The sequence below is a fragment of the Pedobacter zeae genome (genome assembly GCF_014196715.1).
GTDB classification, from domain to species: domain Bacteria; phylum Bacteroidota; class Bacteroidia; order Sphingobacteriales; family Sphingobacteriaceae; genus Pedobacter; species Pedobacter zeae.
Map to the genome: position 1 here is coordinate 1,451,220 of NZ_JACIEF010000001.1, position 16,493 is coordinate 1,467,712.

The 16,493-nt window shown below is 42.2% G+C and carries 9 protein-coding genes; 3 read left to right on the forward strand and 6 right to left on the reverse strand.

Going from position 1 to position 16,493, the window contains the following annotated elements; genetic code table 11:
• Positions 1–20: 20 nt before the first annotated feature.
• The 3 genes from GGQ60_RS06015 to GGQ60_RS06025 form a co-directional block, all read right to left on the reverse strand.
• Positions 21–1,217, reverse strand: coding sequence for a DUF4959 domain-containing protein (locus GGQ60_RS06015; RefSeq protein WP_183760851.1), 1,197 nt, complete (start codon positions 1,215–1,217; stop codon positions 21–23).
• A gap of 69 nt (positions 1,218–1,286) precedes the next feature.
• A complete protein-coding gene (locus GGQ60_RS06020) occupies positions 1,287–3,218 on the reverse strand; it encodes a RagB/SusD family nutrient uptake outer membrane protein (protein WP_183760853.1) in 1,932 nt (643 codons plus the stop codon).
• Positions 3,219–3,241: 23 nt separating this feature from the next.
• Positions 3,242–6,541, reverse strand: coding sequence for a SusC/RagA family TonB-linked outer membrane protein (locus GGQ60_RS06025; protein ID WP_183760856.1), 3,300 nt, complete (start codon positions 6,539–6,541; stop codon positions 3,242–3,244).
• Positions 6,542–6,924: 383 nt separating this feature from the next.
• On the opposite strand from GGQ60_RS06025, the gene GGQ60_RS06030 reads away from it, so the two are divergent.
• From GGQ60_RS06030 to GGQ60_RS06040, 3 genes are all read left to right on the forward strand, one after another.
• Positions 6,925–7,824: an AraC family transcriptional regulator gene (locus GGQ60_RS06030; protein ID WP_183760859.1), complete on the forward strand. Its 900-nt coding sequence runs from the start codon at positions 6,925–6,927 to the stop codon at positions 7,822–7,824.
• A 271-nt stretch (positions 7,825–8,095) separates the two neighbouring features.
• Positions 8,096–9,094 (forward strand): MBL fold metallo-hydrolase, encoded by a 999-nt coding sequence (locus GGQ60_RS06035; protein WP_183760863.1) that lies wholly within the window; start codon positions 8,096–8,098, stop codon positions 9,092–9,094.
• A 405-nt stretch (positions 9,095–9,499) separates the two neighbouring features.
• Entirely contained in the window at positions 9,500–10,264 is a 765-nt protein-coding gene (locus GGQ60_RS06040) for a methyltransferase domain-containing protein (RefSeq protein ID WP_183760866.1), read from the forward strand.
• A 439-nt stretch (positions 10,265–10,703) separates the two neighbouring features.
• On the opposite strand, the gene GGQ60_RS06045 is transcribed toward GGQ60_RS06040, so the two are convergent.
• The 3 genes from GGQ60_RS06045 to GGQ60_RS06055 form a co-directional block, all read right to left on the reverse strand.
• The gene (locus GGQ60_RS06045) at positions 10,704–13,385 is read right to left on the reverse strand and encodes a PQQ-dependent sugar dehydrogenase (protein WP_183760869.1); all 2,682 of its coding nucleotides are present in this window, start codon (positions 13,383–13,385) and stop codon (positions 10,704–10,706) included.
• 11 nt (positions 13,386–13,396) lie between these two features.
• A complete protein-coding gene (locus tag GGQ60_RS06050; protein ID WP_183760872.1) occupies positions 13,397–14,278 on the reverse strand; it encodes a sugar phosphate isomerase/epimerase family protein in 882 nt (293 codons plus the stop codon).
• A gap of 1,380 nt (positions 14,279–15,658) precedes the next feature.
• The gene (locus tag GGQ60_RS06055) at positions 15,659–16,462 is read right to left on the reverse strand and encodes a hypothetical protein (protein WP_183760875.1); all 804 of its coding nucleotides are present in this window, start codon (positions 16,460–16,462) and stop codon (positions 15,659–15,661) included.
• Positions 16,463–16,493: the final 31 nt, after the last annotated feature.

Here is a 16,493-nt window from a genome sequence, read left to right on the forward strand (position 1 = left end):
TCTTAATTGAATATTATTTATTACAACGGACTTCCATACAGGCTGATTTCCATGGCATTTACATAATCCAGTCCTCCCCAGGTTTGGGTACACTCATACCTGATGTACCGTACCTGCTGGGCAGCCCTCGGCATTCTGAAATTTACGCCCCTGGCTACAAAATCACGGTCTGCGGCATTGGCCTGGTTGGGTGCTAAACCCGAAGGCGGATTGGGGAAAACAAAATTACCGAGGTTAACCCAATCGCCTGCTACAGTACCTTCTGCCGAGTTGCTTGGCAGGCTTACATCAGCTGGGTTTACTTTGTTAGAGCCCCATAGGGTAAATTTGCGGGTATTCTGGTAGCCATAAAAATCAGATGGTCTTTGCCAGATGATGAAACGGCTTATTTTAGCCGATACACCAAGGCTAAAAGTGCCCATACTTTTAGGTGCACTTAAGGTATGCCAACCCGGATCGCCAAGGTTACCATCAAAGAAATAGCGAAATTCCCAGCCGTAGCCAATCGGGGCATCACTGGGTAAACGGTAAGTAGCAAACTTGCTTTTGTCCAGCAGGGTCTCAAATAAAGGTGTAACAGTTTTAATCACGGTATCGGATGTATTACCGAAACGGTCTTTAGTGTACACACCCACTTTATGGGGTACGGGATCAAGATTTCGGATGGAAACGTCTATGGTATCTGAGCTTACATACTCCGGTTCCTGCTCATCATACGATTTTGTTTTATCGTTATAAACCAAGAGGTGCACCGAAAGCGGCGCCCTGTTTTTGTTCAGCCCGAAAAAGTTCGCCCCGCCAAAATCAGCAGTAATGTTAAACCCGGCATTAACCTTAATATAATTCGGGGTTTTGGGATGCACTTTTACCACTACCGGATCAGACATTACATTGGCGCGGCTTACCGCATATAAAGTAACCTCGTAATCCTTTTCCTTTGCAAAGCCATCCACCATAATGGTATCGGTATAATAGCTTGATTTCGTTTCCCTGGTACGGTTATCGTTTATGGCATAACGGGCTAAAACGTATAAAAGGTTTTTCGAATTGGGCAAGGTATAGGTAATTCTTGCGGCACCATCGATGTTTTCGACCTTGGTATTGCTTACCGGACCTGGTTTTGTCATATCGTCAGAAACTGCCTCGAAACTGTTTTCTGCAGTTTTACAAGATGCAAACAGCAGCGATACCAGGGCGAGTGCCCATGTCAAAGACATCAGGCTTTTTCTGTAATTATTTTTTTTCATCATCATCTATCATTAAATGTTCATCTGCAAAATTCATTTCTACCAGAACGGGTTCTGTACAAGGTTCTCATTAATCACCACTTCCGAATTCTTGATCGGCCAGAAATAATCTTTCAGGCCAAAAAACGGTACGGCAACCGTTCTTGGCCGGTAATAATTTACGGTACTTCCCTCGTTTACATTCCAGCCTTGCAAAGGTTTGCTCAATACACCTTGCAACTCTTTCCAGCGGCGTAAATCCCAGCCACTCTGGCCTTCAAAACAAAGCTCTATTCTTCTTTCCTGGTGGATGATCTCCCGGCGGCCTTCTTTGGTATCTGGTTTGGTCGGATTTTTCGAATAGTTTTGCCACGAGGTGCTTACGCCCTGTAAACCGGCCCTGCTACGTACTTTATCTACCCACGATAGTACTTCGGCCTTAGGCGCGGTTCCCTCTTCATTCAGTGCCTCGGCATAAAGCAAATAAAGACCGCCAAGACGTACCACCGGCAAATAGAAGGTTTCGAACTGGATACCATTATTCATGATAGAAAGGTAAGGAACCAATTTTTTAGGCCAGTAACCGGTAATGTTGGTGGCAAACTGGCTTTTTGGTCCGGCTATGGCAAATGGTCCCCTGGCCTGCACATAAAATGCATCGCTTTCGTTACGCTTATCGTTCCCGAACCAGATCCCCCCGTCAAAACCTAAATCGGCATAAAACCTGGGTTCGCGGTTAAAGTTTGCTTTTGCCGTTTCGTAGCCCAGTTTGATATACGATTGATTATCGGCATCGCCAAACTGCGTGGTATTGCGGTTGGCATAATCGAATGTACCGGTATTATCCTCGTTAATGGGTACACCATTTTTAGTATAGAACAGTTCGGTAGTGGAAAGCGGAACCGACCAGTTGGAAGGCTGTTCGTTACCAAAAGAAACCGCATCTGAAGTTAACTTGGGAAACGCATAACCCTGATATTCGAAACCATACTGCGATCCCCATATCAATTCGCGGTTCTGATCGCGCTTTTCGCCGGTTACCATCTGTATGGTCAGCACGCGTTTTAATTTATCCGAAACATTTTCGACCTTGTTGGTTGGCACCTGGTTATACAAAGCGCCTCCCTGTGCTTCAAACTCATCAATAGCGGCTTTACAGGCTTTTGCCGCCAGGCTCCATTTCTGCGGATCAACAACCGTAGAAAAAAGGTTTTTGCCATCCTTATCTTTAAAGTTCGCAAAATCCGGATTACCGTTAAACAAAGGGCTCGCTGCCGTGGTTAATGCCTCTGCTTTTAAGGCCAACCCCATCGATTTGGTGGCACGGCCATATTCTAAAAGCGGATTCACCACCACTGATGGCAGATCAGCAACAGCTTCGTTGAGCAATTGATCTACGTAAGCAAAAGATTCATCAACAGTAGCTCGTTTAACCTTTGTGTTCTCAATCGAACCATCAATGGGGCGGTTTTCTTTGATGAGTACGATCGGCCCGTATAGCCTGATGAGGTAATAGTGATAAAAAGCCTTTAAAAATTTGATCTCGGCAATCCATCTTTTCTTTTCATCATCTTTCAGATCAAAAGGTTTATTGATGTTTTCGAGCATAATGTTACACCTTCTCAGCGCAACATAAATATTCTGCCCGCCGTTATTACCGGTCCAATGGTCGATTACCGGGTTTGATACATTCTGTACCCCACCCCTGATCAGTTTAAAACCCGGGCCCGTAATTTTATTGAAAGGATTATCGTCCAGATTTGGATAAATAATTTCAGAAGAGGTAACAAAGCCCACATTGTTTACCACCTCGCGGTTTAAGCTCTGAAAGGTGTTGTAGCAGCCAAAAAGGTAATTTTCGGCCTCATTTCTGTTCGAAAAAGCATAATCGAGCGTACCAACATTATTGGGAACAACATCCAGGTATTTTTTGCATGATGTACCTGAAATACCAAGTACAAGCAGGCACACTATTTTATAATAGAATTTCATGTCATTTATTTTATAGGTAAGCATTATAGATTTACATTTAACCCGAAATTGAATACTTTCTGGATCGGGTAAGCGAATCCGTTGCCGCCCAGTTCAGGATCCCACATTTTAAATTTACTCCAGGTAACCAGGTTAAGGCCATTCAGGTAAAAGCGGCAATTGGAAAGCCTCAGGCTTTTTAAGACGTTTTTCGGAAGGGTATAACCAATTTCTATCGATTTTAACCGGATAAAACTTCCATCCCTTAACCACCATGAACTTGGCTGCATGTTATTGGCCACTACCGCCGAGCTGGTACCCAAACGCGGATAGGTGGCAAATAAATTCTGATTTTCTTCCGACCAGTGGCTATCTGCATAAGCCTGCAATACCTGCGCCCTGCCTTCTACATAAGGTACAGTACGCTCCAGGAAGGGGCTGGTTTTTGCCGGATCGATAAAAAATGATACCCTGGCCTGTCCCTGAAAAAATGCAGACAGGTCAAATCCCTTGTAACCGGTTGAGAAACCAAATCCATATACCGTTTCCGGTGTGCTGGGATAGCCCATAAATGCCATATCGAGATCATCTATCCGGCCATCGTTATTTAAATCGCGGTATTTAATATCTCCCCCTCTCGGTACAGCACCCGTAATCACATTCCCATAAGCATCACTGGTGTTAAATTGCTGTGTAGGAGAGTTTTTTACCTCGGCGTCATCTACGAACAAACGTTCGGCAATGTATCCATAGCCCCTGCTAATCGGCTGACCGATGAAATGCCTCCAGGTTTCAGGATAATTGGGCTCTTCTATATAGCCATACTTATTGGTAGAGTAAGTAAAGTTTCCTCTTATCGAACTCCAAAGGCCATTATCAAAGGTTTTCTTATAATCAAGAGATAAATCGATCCCCTTCGAGTCTACTTCACCCAGGTTGGTTAACACATCCGTTTCAAAACCCTCGGTAGCGGGGATATTACGTTTACGTAGAATATCATAACGGTGATTTTTATAGATCTCGGCAATGATGTTAAAGTTTTTTAACAGCGTAATTTCTGTCGCCAGATTGGTTTGTCTTGAGGTTTCCCAGGTAATATTGGCGTTGGCATAACTCCTGATGGATACGCCATTAAGCTGATTGCCATTATTGATACCGAACTGGGCAAAGTTACCGCCATTCAGGTTCACATCCGAAAGGTAGAAAAAACGTTGCGAGCCAATGGCGTCATTTCCAACCAAACCATGGCTAAAGCGAACTTTTAAGCGGTTAACAATATCATTTTTAGGCCAGAAGGCTTCGTTTGATGGTACCCATGCACCGCCAATGGTAGGGAAAAAACCGTAACGGTGTTCTGATGAGAAACGTTCAGAACCGTTGAAACCAAAGTTAAATTCTGCAAAATACCGGTCTTTAAATGAATAGGTTGCCCTGCCGGCTACCCCCATGTTACGGAAAGGCAATGAGTAAGGCAGTGTAGTGGTATTGGTGCGCGGATCTTTCGCACTGGAGTATAGTGTCTGCTGCGCGGTGCCGATAATGGTCGAACTTATGGTATGATTGCCGAATTTGCGGTTATAATCCAAAGCGCCCTGAAAATAGAAAAAAGAGTTGGCATTGGGTTCGCTCCTGTTGTATACCAGGTATTCGGTAGGAACATTGTTTGCCACATTATTTTTAGGGTTAAGCCAGGTTAGGGTATAACTATTGCTTAATTTATCGTAACTGCCGGCACTGTAAAAATATGGCGAATAGGCCAATTGCGAATCGAAATAAGAATACCGGTTGGTATTGAATATGGTTCTGAGTTTAAGCCCCTCGGTAATGAATCTGAAATCCTGATTAAGCTCCAGCTGGGCCGACATTCGCGATTCTGAAGAACTTTTATGTCCTTTCAGAAGCTGCGCATAAGGGTTTCCGTTAGGATAAAGTATGCTGTTATTTTGGGTACCATCAGGCCCGCCTACATTTCCGAACAGGATGTGGTTTGCACCTGCATTTGCCGCATCGGCAGGATAATACGCGGGGAACAATACCGGGCTTGCATGAGAGGCAATTGCATACAAGTCAGAAGCAAAGGATCCGTCTAAGGTAATTGGGCCATTATAATCGCTAAAGGTACCAGATAGCCTTACCACCAGCTCAGTTGTTTTACTGAGGTTGATATTGATATTGGAGCGCAGCTGGTAATTTTTAAAATTAACATTGTTCTCGTTGTTGTTGCGGATATCTGTTTTTAAGATGCCGTTATCAATATTATACGAACCTGAAATGTAATATTTGGCAACACCGCCACCACCGCTAATACTTAAATTATTCCTTTGGGTACTGGCCCGGTCTTTAAACAGCATATCGATCCAGTTAACGGCAGGGTATACATAAGGATTACTACCCGGACTACCGTTTATTGTTGCACGGGTATTGTCTATTTTAGTCTGGTTAAAAGGCAGTGGCAGCGATGGATTGCGTGTTAGAGACGCCTCGTTAAAGAGTTCCATATACTGGATCGGATCAACCAGGTTAAGGGTTTGGGTAGATTGTGACAAGGAATATTCACTTCTGAAATTGATCTTCGCCTTACCTTCCCTACCTTCTTTGGTGCTCACCAAAATTACGCCGTTGGCACCGCGTGCACCATAAAGTGCGGTAGCACTGGCATCTTTTAAAATCGAAAAACTCGCAATATCATCAGGTTGTAAACGCGCCAGATCGTTTGGAGTTAACTCCACATTATCGATCAGGATCAAAGGATCTTGTTTATACCCGAATGTAGTTACCCCACGTATAAAGAAAGAAGCATTATCCTGCCCGGGCTGTCCGCTACGCTGGTAGGCAATAATACCAGCGGCCTGGCCGGCAAGTGCCGTGGTGAGGTTACTGGCCGGAATTTTTAAATCGCCGGGCTTAATGGTGGTTACAGAACCTACCACCGCTTCTTTTCGCTGTTTCTGCCCCATGGCAACAATTACCACCTCATCGGCCATCTGTACCACTGCTTCTTTTAATACGATATTATATACAGTACTTTCGGTTATTACAACCCGTTTTGGTGCATAACCTACTAAGGCTACCCGGAGTGCACCACCTTTGGCTACATCGATTACAAACCTACCGTTGTTATCGGTCTGTGTACCGGTTTTACTGTTTTCGACCGTTATGGTTACGCCGGGCAAAGCCAATCCCGTGGTATCGCGAACAGTTCCGGTAACCGTTGTCCTGGTCTGCGCAGTTCCCTGCAAACCAAGCAAAACAAAGAACAAAAACGGGATGCACTTCAGCATATTCCCAAAAACATGCTTCCAGCAGAGCCACCTCATGTCCAGGCTAGTAAAAAATAACTTCATAAATGATTTGGTTAGGAATTTTTAATTATTGTTTATAGGTCTATTCAACTCATTTTAACCCTATTGTATCGAGCGGGTAAAACTTTTGTAGCGTTTGGGGAGATTTTGTAGGCTTGTTATCATATCAGTTATATTTGGTATGGTAAACTTATAACAGACAACTTCCTTTTAAAATGGATAAACCCCGAAAAAAGATGGACAATACGATCATTACATCAGGATTTTTCCCTTAGAAAATAAATAGCCTATTTTATGTAAAATAAATTCGGTTTTAACCTGCAAAGGCCTATATTTATTGTCGCGTTTTAGCCATAGGTCAATCACCTAACGTTCTATTGGCAATCGCTAAGCGCATCCCTGTATACCCATTCCTGTTAAAATTAATGGAGCAAAAAATCATCGAGCCTCGTAAAAAAATTAAAGAGGGTTTTATCGGCCAGAAACGGATTGTACTTCCGCCCAATATCAGAAAGAAGGTGGTGAACAACCCCATTATCAAAACTTTTTACTTAACGGCCATAGGTCATTATCCGAAGGCGGCAAATCATGATATTGAACGCAAACTGGGCAGTAAAGATTACATTTTCATCTATTGCACAGAAGGTTTTGGCTATATCCACATTCTGGGCAAAAAATTGCTGTTAAGTCCAAACGCTTATTATATCATTCCCAAAAATGTAAGCCACCGTTACCAAAGTCATGAAACAAACCCATGGAGTATTTTTTGGGCACATTTTAGCGGTGAAATTGCAGAAAGCATTTTTAACCGTTTTGCAGAAGGGAACCTTACACAGGTTCAGGAAGTTCCGTTTGTAGAGAGCCGCATCAGGCAGTTTAACTTAATTTATACTTTGCTCGAACAAAGTGTAGCTGAAAAAGACATGGAAATCATCAACATTAAGCTGCTCAATTTCTTGTCTTCGTTCATCTATTATAAAGAAGTAAACCCCGATGTTTACAATACCAGTTCCATCAGCAAATCCATCCTCTATATGAAGAAAAACCTGAAGGAAAAGTTTACCGTCGAAGACCTGGCCATGCAGCAGAACTTATCGGCATCACATTACCTCAGGTCATTCAAACAGAAAACAGGCAGCTCGCCTATCAACTATTTTAACCAGCTTAAAATACAGGAATCCTGTCAATACCTCTATTTTAGCGACATGAGCATTAAAGAAATCTGTGCCGAGTTGGGTTTTTCCGATCAATATTATTTCTCCCGTTTATTTAAACTCATTACCGGCATATCACCATCCCGCTATAAAAAACTACACAAACGCTAACCGTTGTTTTTTTTTTTGACAAAGTATTAGCGTTAACGCAGATGCAGCCCATCCTATAAAGGCATCAATCCCCTATTGATGTTTTCTTGCTTTCAGCGCCTGTTCAGGTGTGCAGGAAATACTCTATTATTTAACTGGCCGGCATCCGGGCACCTGCGATCATTAATCCAAAATAAATTATATTTAAAGTATTAAAAATCGAAATGTAACTGGCTCAAATTAGTCGTTAACCCTATGCCTTACGCTAACCTTAAAAAACATAATCTATAAAATGAACAGAAGAACACTTTTAAAAAGCGGTTGTTTCGTCGCAGCCGCATCCTTAATTCCACCAACTATCTTGGGTAAAACCCTTGCTAAAAAAGAAATTTCTGCCGGCAGACAACCTGCAGGTTTTAGGAAACTTAAGCTGGGCGAATTGGATTTATTTGTCCTCTCAGATGGCTATATCAGGGATACAAATGTAGCCGATTATTCGCCAAGGGCTGATGTGGCCCGTTTGAAATCTATCCTCAAAAACAATTTCCGGCCGGTTGAATATATTGATATGGCCATGAATATTTTACTGGTAAAAACCAATGATAAACTTATCCTGTTCGATAGCGGAATGGGCATTTTCGCAGATGCAAACACAGGCAAAATTTTAAAGAGCCTGGCAGAAGCAGGTTTCAGCCCCAGCGAAATTACCGATATCTTTATTTCTCACGCCCATCCGGATCACATTGGGGGTTTAATCGGGAAAAATGGAACGCTTATTTACCCCAATGCAAAGCACCATCTCTCAAAAACCGAATTCGATTTTTGGATGCGCGCAACAGAAAAAGATTTCCAAAACAGCGGGTTGATCAAACAGTTGGATTTTTTAAAAACACTGTTGCCGGCCATCAGAAATATTTTAACCAAAATTCAGTCGAAAATTAGCTATTACGATTACCAAAAGCCTTTGTATGGTAATTTCAGTTTTATTTCCGCACCAGGCCATACCCCTGGAATGACTTTGGTTAAAATAACATCGGGTAACGATGAGCTTTTAGTCGTTGCCGATTTGGTGCATAATGACCTTATCCTTTTTCCACATCCGGAATGGGGATTCAGTGGTGATACCGATCTGGACATCGCCATTGCCTCACGAAAAAAAATCTTAAATCAGCTGGCCGAAACCAAAACCAGAATAATTGGCTACCACTTACCATGGCCAGGCCTGGGTTATGTTAAAAAAACAGGTGATGGATTGGCGTGGGTACAAGAGGTGTTTTATACCCCTACATAGAAATTTCGCTTTTTTTTTGATTCTGTTGTTTCTGTAGTCGCTTATACCTGATGCATGGGATAAAAGATGTTTTAAGGTGATGCTGTTTGTATTATGGCCGGGTTAGCTTATACCTGACCACTAAATTTCAACACTGCCCGATCTGGTCAGTAAGAAATTTTTAGAATAAGCAAATGCGAAACGCATGTACACTTTTGCCGAAATACCCTCATTGATATGGTCTAACTCTCGATTGCTCAAGTTTGTTATGTTTTAAGTTAAACATAAGATATAGAATTTTTATGAACTTGCAATTTTAGAAATCTGAACTATATTTGATTTTATCAATGATGACTAGTGTAAAGTAATATATCATTGCCTTCAACAATTATTAATTTGTGCGAAACTGCACGCTAATCAGCCCCTATGCCCTGGAATCCAGAAACATACGACAAATTCAAAAACCTGCGTTATCAGCCATTTTTTGATTTAGCTAACTTCATCCAGCCTACTGAGAAAATGAAAGCCATCGATCTGGGCTGTGGAACGGGAGAGCAGACGGCGATTCTTGCCGAAAAATTCGAAAACGCGATATTTCTTGGCGTTGATACCTCTATTGAAATGCTCGAACAGTCTAAAAAACTAGAAAGCGATCGGCTACATTTTCGACGATCGTCAACTGAAGCGGTCATCGATAGTAATGAGAAATGGGACTTGATTTTTAGTAATGCAGCCCTACAATGGTCAAAGGACCATAAAGAACTGTTCCCTAGCCTAATTCGCATGTTGAATCCCGGAGGACAGTTTGCCGTGCAAATACCGGTTCAAAAAGAGAATGTACTGAACAAGATCCTTTTCGAATTGGTTCAGGAAGAACCTTTCGCTAACTTCCTGAATGGATGGAACCGTCCCTCCCCGGTCTTAAGCATGGACGAATATACGCAGTTACTTTTTGACCAGAGACTCAAGGATATCCAGGTCATACAAAAGGTTTATCCACTTATAGCCCAGGACCACCAGACATTATACAACTTCATTTCCGGTTCATCATTAATCCCCTATCTGGAACGTCTTGAAGGCGAACAACAGGATTTTTTTATAAAAACCTATCAACAAAGGATAGCGGAACATTTTCCAAAGCTACCTGCTATTTATGCATTCAAAAGATTACTTTTATTCGGTCGGCTATGACTGGCGACCGAGGATCATAAATAAATATAAAGAGAATGTTGAGCTACCTAGGGCCTCATCGTTAATAATCAAGTTTTTTGTTGAAAAGATAATTTGAAAGCTATCATAACCGCTTCAATTAAAAGCATGCGTATAGACAGCTTAATGCTAGTTAATGCTAGGTATGAATGGCAAAGGAACCACTAGCTGTGCAACTACGAGTTACAAATTGCTGCTTTTTACCTAAAAATTGATTTACAAATTGTGCCTGACTAAATTTCAAAACTGCTCTGTCTGGTCAGCATCAAAAGAAATTTTTAGAATAAGCCATTTTGAACAATAATGGAAGAGGCAATTTCTGTTTCCAAAAATTGCCGCTCCACCTAAAAATAACGACTTCTTAAAAACATGTTCAACTTCTATCAGTTGGTAAGGGGCTTACCATTTGATCCTATAAAATTTACCGGGGAACCATATTTATAGCCTTAACCTCTACCCCTGCCTGTAAAAAAACAAGATAGATATCGAATACACCTTTGCTATTTTCGATGTCAGCAAGCGCTTTATTTCCAATGGCATGGCCTGTGCGGCCGATTAGCTTTCCGTTAGGTGAGCCCAGGTGAACCTCAACCTGACCCGGTGCTGATTTCTCGCCAATTATTTCAATCGCTTTTAGATCGGTAAGGTCTGTTTTCGGAAACACCAGATAAGCACCTTTCGCTGAAACGGTAACCACCGACCTGTCTTTACTGAAGTTAAAGTCTTTATGGTTATCCCATTCGTTAACCGGATAGTAAGGGCTCCTGAGTACCACAACATCTTCAGCCAACTGTGAGGGTAAATTTTTAGCACCTTTATCTCTGTATGCCGCCCTAAATATAAAATTCCCGTGGTTGGTCTGGCCAGGCGGAATAGTAGTGGTATAGGCACCCTTCACCGGAAGACGCTCCTGGGCAGTCTGTTTATCGTCCAGACTGAGGATGTATTTTACGATGGCATCAACCTCTGCCACCGGCAATGAAGAATGTGCCGGCATCATCGCGTCTCCCCAAACACCCGAACCGCCATTGATTACTTTTTTGACCAAACGATCCTGGGCTGTTTTATCGCCTTTGTATTTTTGGGCAACAAGGGTAAAAGCAGGTCCTAATGATTTAGCGGTGAGGTCATGACAGGCTTTACAGGTACTTTTTTTCATGAGCGCCTTCCCAATCTCAAATTGTGCAGATGCATCAAAGCGCTGCTGATTCTGGGCAATGGTGGTCATATCATAACCTTCAGAAAGATAATTGATCGACACCGAAACCTGCGATGGCTTAATTCTTTTATCTGCTAAACTTCCGTCTTCCTTATCATTTACCTTTACGCTATAAGTAATGGTCTTGCCCGGAAAGTAAAAGCTCGAATTCCCCCTGATAAAATCGAATTTTACCACCGGAGATGCATTACCTGCTGATACCTCAACTGCTTTACTGTTTTTTGCACCCGATGGATCGGTAACAGTAAGTGTTGCTTTGTAAATCCCGGGGGCAGATAACAGCATTTCAGGATTTGGCACCCTGTAAACCCACTTGAGCATCTTGTCTTTGGTAATGCGCCATTCATATTTTAATTGATCACCATCATAATCCATTGTTCCAACGGATGACAATTTCACTTTTAAAGGCAGTGCTCCCGAAACTTTATCTGCGCTGACCTGCACGATGGGTTTCCTGTTTCCTCCATTATATTCTATTTTAATGAGTTCTGCTTCGGGGTTATCCTTAAAATAGCCGTTACCATATTCGAGTACATATAAGCTTCCGTCCGGACCAAATTTCATATCAATGGGTCCCCTTAAGGTGAGATCTGGCATAAAGCGTTCCATAGATTTATAGTTCCCTTCCTCATCCATTTCTACAGTGAGTATCCATCCCCGTACCCAATCTGTAATAAACCACCTGCCTTCATAATAGGCAGGAAAAACGTGTGGACCAGCAGAAAAGTCAGATTGATGAAATATCGGTCCGCCAACGGCACTTCTTCCTCCACTCCCCATCAATGGGAAATATTCACTTGCCCCATAAGGATACCATATCAATGAGGTTTCAGCAGGTGGCAGTACATTTAAACCGGTGTTGTTCGGGGAGTTATTAACCGGACGGAGCGGATCGTAAAGTTCGCCTGATTTTTTTGTATTAAAATCGTAATAGCGGTAAGCAAGGTTGTTCCCGATAAAATAGGGCCAGCCAAAGTTTCCGGCTTTTTTGGCCCGGTTAAATTCATCGTATGAGGCCGGCCCTCTCGATTCTGATGCATTGGAGCCATCCGGACCAACTTCGCCCCAATATAACCAGTTGGTTTTGCTATCAATGCTCATCCGCCAGGGATTTCTGTTGCCTATGGTATAAATCTCGGGCCTGGTTTTGGCGGTGCCTTTTGGAAAAAGGTTACCTTCAGGGATGGTATATGTCCCATCCGGCTCCGGATGGATCCGCAGAATTTTGCCTCTCAGATCATTCGTGTTTGAAGAAGATTTCTGTGCATCGCGTGCACTTTCGCCGGCACGTTCATCTATTGGTGTAAAACCGTCAGATGACCTCGAAAAGGTATTATCGCCTGTACTCAGCAATAAATTTTTATCCTTGTCGAACAACATTCCCCCTCCCACATGGCAGCATTCTTCACGCTGTACCGGCACTTTCAACAATACTTTTGCAGAAAGCTGGTCAACTTTGGCCCCTTTCCAGGTATACCTTACCAAACTGTTAACAGCCTCACTCCCCTTAACAGAGTAATAAGTATAGATCCAATGGTTCTTTTCAAAATCCGGATCCAAGATCACGCCCTGAAGGCCATCTTCACCTTCTTCCCTTTTCCCATTCTTATCAACATATTCGGTACTCACAGGAATTTCTGCAATAATATCAAGGTGCTTAGTAACCGGGTTGTATACCTTTAGCCTTCCTTTTCGCTCAGCATAAAGAACCTTTCCATCTTTCAAAATCTGAAACTGCATCGGCTCTTCTAACTTTTGTGCCAGCACGATTTTCGTAAACCTGTCTGTCTCCGGTTTATTCCCTGCCTGGGCGTTCACAATGCTTCGAAGAAACAAGCTTAAAAAAAACAAAAGGAGCATTCTTCTGAAAAAAAATATGGTCATGCGATATAACATTAAGGTTTTTGAATAGATTCGCGGAAATAGGCAACGCTTTTTGCAACATCTGCGGTATTATTATCCCAATTATACTCATATTCTGCAGATATGATCCCTTTAAATTTCTGCCTTTTTAATTCTTTAACAATTGCGTCGACATTGGTGGCGCCAGTGCCCCAGTGTACATCGTGTGCATTTTCGTCCTTTCCGTTCATATCTTTCATATGCAGGTGGAGCACATGGCCTTCAGCCTTTTTTAAACAATCAAGCGGATCAAGGCCCGAATGAACCCAATGCCCGAGGTCTGCACACAGTCCCAGCTTTTTACTTTTTCCTTTAATGGCATTCAGAATAATATCAGGGTTCCAATACCTGGAAGGTTTAGCATGATTGTGGATCGCAACCTTTATGTTATATTGCTCACAAAGGTCTGAGAGCAGTTGCATATCCTTTTCTTCCGGCTCTGCGGTGATCGTCTCTAGCCCCATGGCCTTGCCAAATTCAAATATTTTAATCCAATCGGCTTCATTGTCCGCCCCGATTACACCAAAGGCAACCATTTTTACATGGTGTTTCTTAAGCTCTTCAAGAATAAGGTTCCGCTTGGCCGGCTCCATATGGTAGTCCATTTTCCCAGGAATCCCGCCGCCTATTTCCTGTCCGGGAAAGGCTTCGATATAGCGCAATTTACAGCTATCGGTCTTGGCCGCGGCCTCCATAAAACTGAATCTGTTAAAAGTAAAGGCCTGTGTTCCCAATTTCCAGCCCCGGCGTTCTTCCTGGTAACCGGTTGTAGAGGTACCGGTAAGCCCTGTGCTTCTGCAACCGGCGGCAACTGTAATCAATAAAAGGCCCATACCATAAATCAGGTGGGAAAGTTGGTGTTTGTGAAAATTCATATTGTATACTGCATTATTTATAACAGGCTGCACGATAGCGTTTACCGATTTTAATTAGGAGCCACTGCATACCTGTGTTTTTTGTGAACGGAAGGTTATGGAGTTAGTGTAGCGGAATGCCCCAGGTGTTGATCTGCTTCGGATATTGCATTATTCTGTTTAATTTCTATTGCAGAACCGGGTAACGATTGAGGAAAAGCCAGACCGGGCCATTCTCTTTTTCCATTGGCCATGGGTTTTTACTAAATCTGCAAGCTCTTACGCAATAGTAATTGGATCCGAGCCCTATTGCACGGACTTATTCCTGCGCACCTTAATGGATAAAATGCCACCGGCATTAAGGTTAGAAACATGAGTAAAGGCCCTATATTGAGCAAGGATTTTACAATATCATTCAACATACCACAGCTATTTGATTAGTGCGGTAAATCTACAATGAAAATAAAACAGGATAAATGGATGATCACGGCCAAAACATGGACAATATTACCACAGCAATCCGGGTATAAAATATGGCTGCATCATCATTAGGGTTCTGCCTTACAGCAAATGAAACCAGCTAAACCGATCATCTATATGGCCGAAGCCAACCAACATGCCGGCGAAATTAAAGAGCAGATCGGCAATTTAGCGCAACCAGGCATCCCCTATTAAACTTTAGTTAAGGTTAAATAGATCCGAACTCCTCAGCCCTGCCCGGCGCAAAGCTTTAGCTGTGGCATTTGTTTCAGCGAAGGAGAAATAGGGTGGAAAATTTTATCATATTGTAAACAAAATAAACAGCTAACCATTATTTTACCTAATCCTAATGCTTAAGACAATACGTAGATGGGACTCCTGACCAGTTATTACCTGCGGCATCCTAATTTAACTATTAGGATTTTAAATTGAAATACGCTTTTTATTTCTTAAGTATAGGATTAAGTTCGCACCACTGAGCAAAAACACAGCCACTGTTGATAGTTCAAGTAACTCACATTTTTCGAACGTTTTTTTCCATTCCACTACCTGGAGCTCCCAATTTCGATAATATTCTTCTGTGGTGATAGAGTGGCTTTTTAATTTGGCAAACAATTGTAACTTGTATGCATCGATTTCTCTATTCTTTTTATAATAATGATAATAACATCCACCTAGCGATATACCTATTGCAACAAGGAGTAATTGTATTTTATGATAGATTGATTTTATCATTGAGACCGTTGAACTTTGCAAAGCTAAGTCATTTAGTCAACTGTCGCAACAACTAACAATTATCAGTACTTCATTGCCGATTTAATTGCTCCATATGGTCTTAGTCTAAATATCGGATGCAACTATTTTCCTGAAATATCTAAATAAAATGAAGAAACTATCATTTATTTCAGTCTTCAATATCTTTTACTGTTGTACTTTCCCCGGAATAATGCCTTTCAATAAGGTTCCGATTGTTATGCCCAACCAAGGACTTTTGCGGTATACCCATGCCCTTCGTGCCTCTCCTGTTAGAATATCCATGCCTCCAAGTAGACCAAACTCAATACCTTCATATCGGACTTTGAAGCCGAACACTGGCGAGATTGCAACGGCTTGTGCTTTGGTTGTGTAAACTCCAGGCACTGTCTTTTCGTCTACGCCTACACTGGTCGCATTTAAGCCTAACACCAAATCAGCACTCTTGTTATCGAGCATTCCCCATTTATCTAACCTGTAATTGTAGGCAAAACCGATGGTAACAGCCTGCGTTACATCAAAGTTGCCTCCCTGGTGATTGGAAAACCGAATCTTCATCGGGATCACTAGCCCATCCAATCCAACTATACGCGGCTCTGTAAATCCTGTAACTGCATATTTTGAAAGATCATTTTCTGTGATATAGAAGAAGTCATTATTGTCAGCTTTATCTACATAATGTACTTTAACCGGAATTGATTTTGTACTATCTACAGATGGATCAGTAACATCGCTCTTTGAAGGCAGTATCTTGTATATCCAATTATTCCCTTCTTTGTAACGCAGCTGGAATTTGAGCAGCTTTGTGGAATGGTCGATCTGCCCAGCGATTCTTTTCTCCGTCTTTGTGCCACCATCCCAGCGTTTCATTTCTATATCGGCATACTTGAACGCATAAATCTGATCTTCTTTCTGTGCTTTAGCAGCATAGACAAAACCTAGCAAGAAGCATAATGTAATTATTTTTTTCATGAGATTTGTGTTTGGTTTAGGTATGATTCTG

What these genes read in the sequence shown, in the direction of transcription:
- GGQ60_RS06050 (WP_183760872.1), bottom strand. Translation starts at nt 14,278, where the DNA reads ATGAATTTTCACAAACACCAACTTTCCCACCTGATTTATGGTATGGGC.
- GGQ60_RS06025 (WP_183760856.1), bottom strand. Translation starts at nt 6,541, where the DNA reads ATGAAGTTATTTTTTACTAGCCTGGACATGAGGTGGCTCTGCTGGAAG.
- GGQ60_RS06015 (WP_183760851.1), bottom strand. Translation starts at nt 1,217, where the DNA reads ATGTCTTTGACATGGGCACTCGCCCTGGTATCGCTGCTGTTTGCATCT.
- GGQ60_RS06045 (WP_183760869.1), bottom strand. Translation starts at nt 13,385, where the DNA reads ATGACCATATTTTTTTTCAGAAGAATGCTCCTTTTGTTTTTTTTAAGC.
- GGQ60_RS06055 (WP_183760875.1), bottom strand. Translation starts at nt 16,462, where the DNA reads ATGAAAAAAATAATTACATTATGCTTCTTGCTAGGTTTTGTCTATGCT.
- GGQ60_RS06020 (WP_183760853.1), bottom strand. Translation starts at nt 3,218, where the DNA reads ATGAAATTCTATTATAAAATAGTGTGCCTGCTTGTACTTGGTATTTCA.
- GGQ60_RS06035 (WP_183760863.1), top strand. Translation starts at nt 8,096, where the DNA reads ATGAACAGAAGAACACTTTTAAAAAGCGGTTGTTTCGTCGCAGCCGCA.
- GGQ60_RS06030 (WP_183760859.1), top strand. Translation starts at nt 6,925, where the DNA reads ATGGAGCAAAAAATCATCGAGCCTCGTAAAAAAATTAAAGAGGGTTTT.
- GGQ60_RS06040 (WP_183760866.1), top strand. Translation starts at nt 9,500, where the DNA reads ATGCCCTGGAATCCAGAAACATACGACAAATTCAAAAACCTGCGTTAT.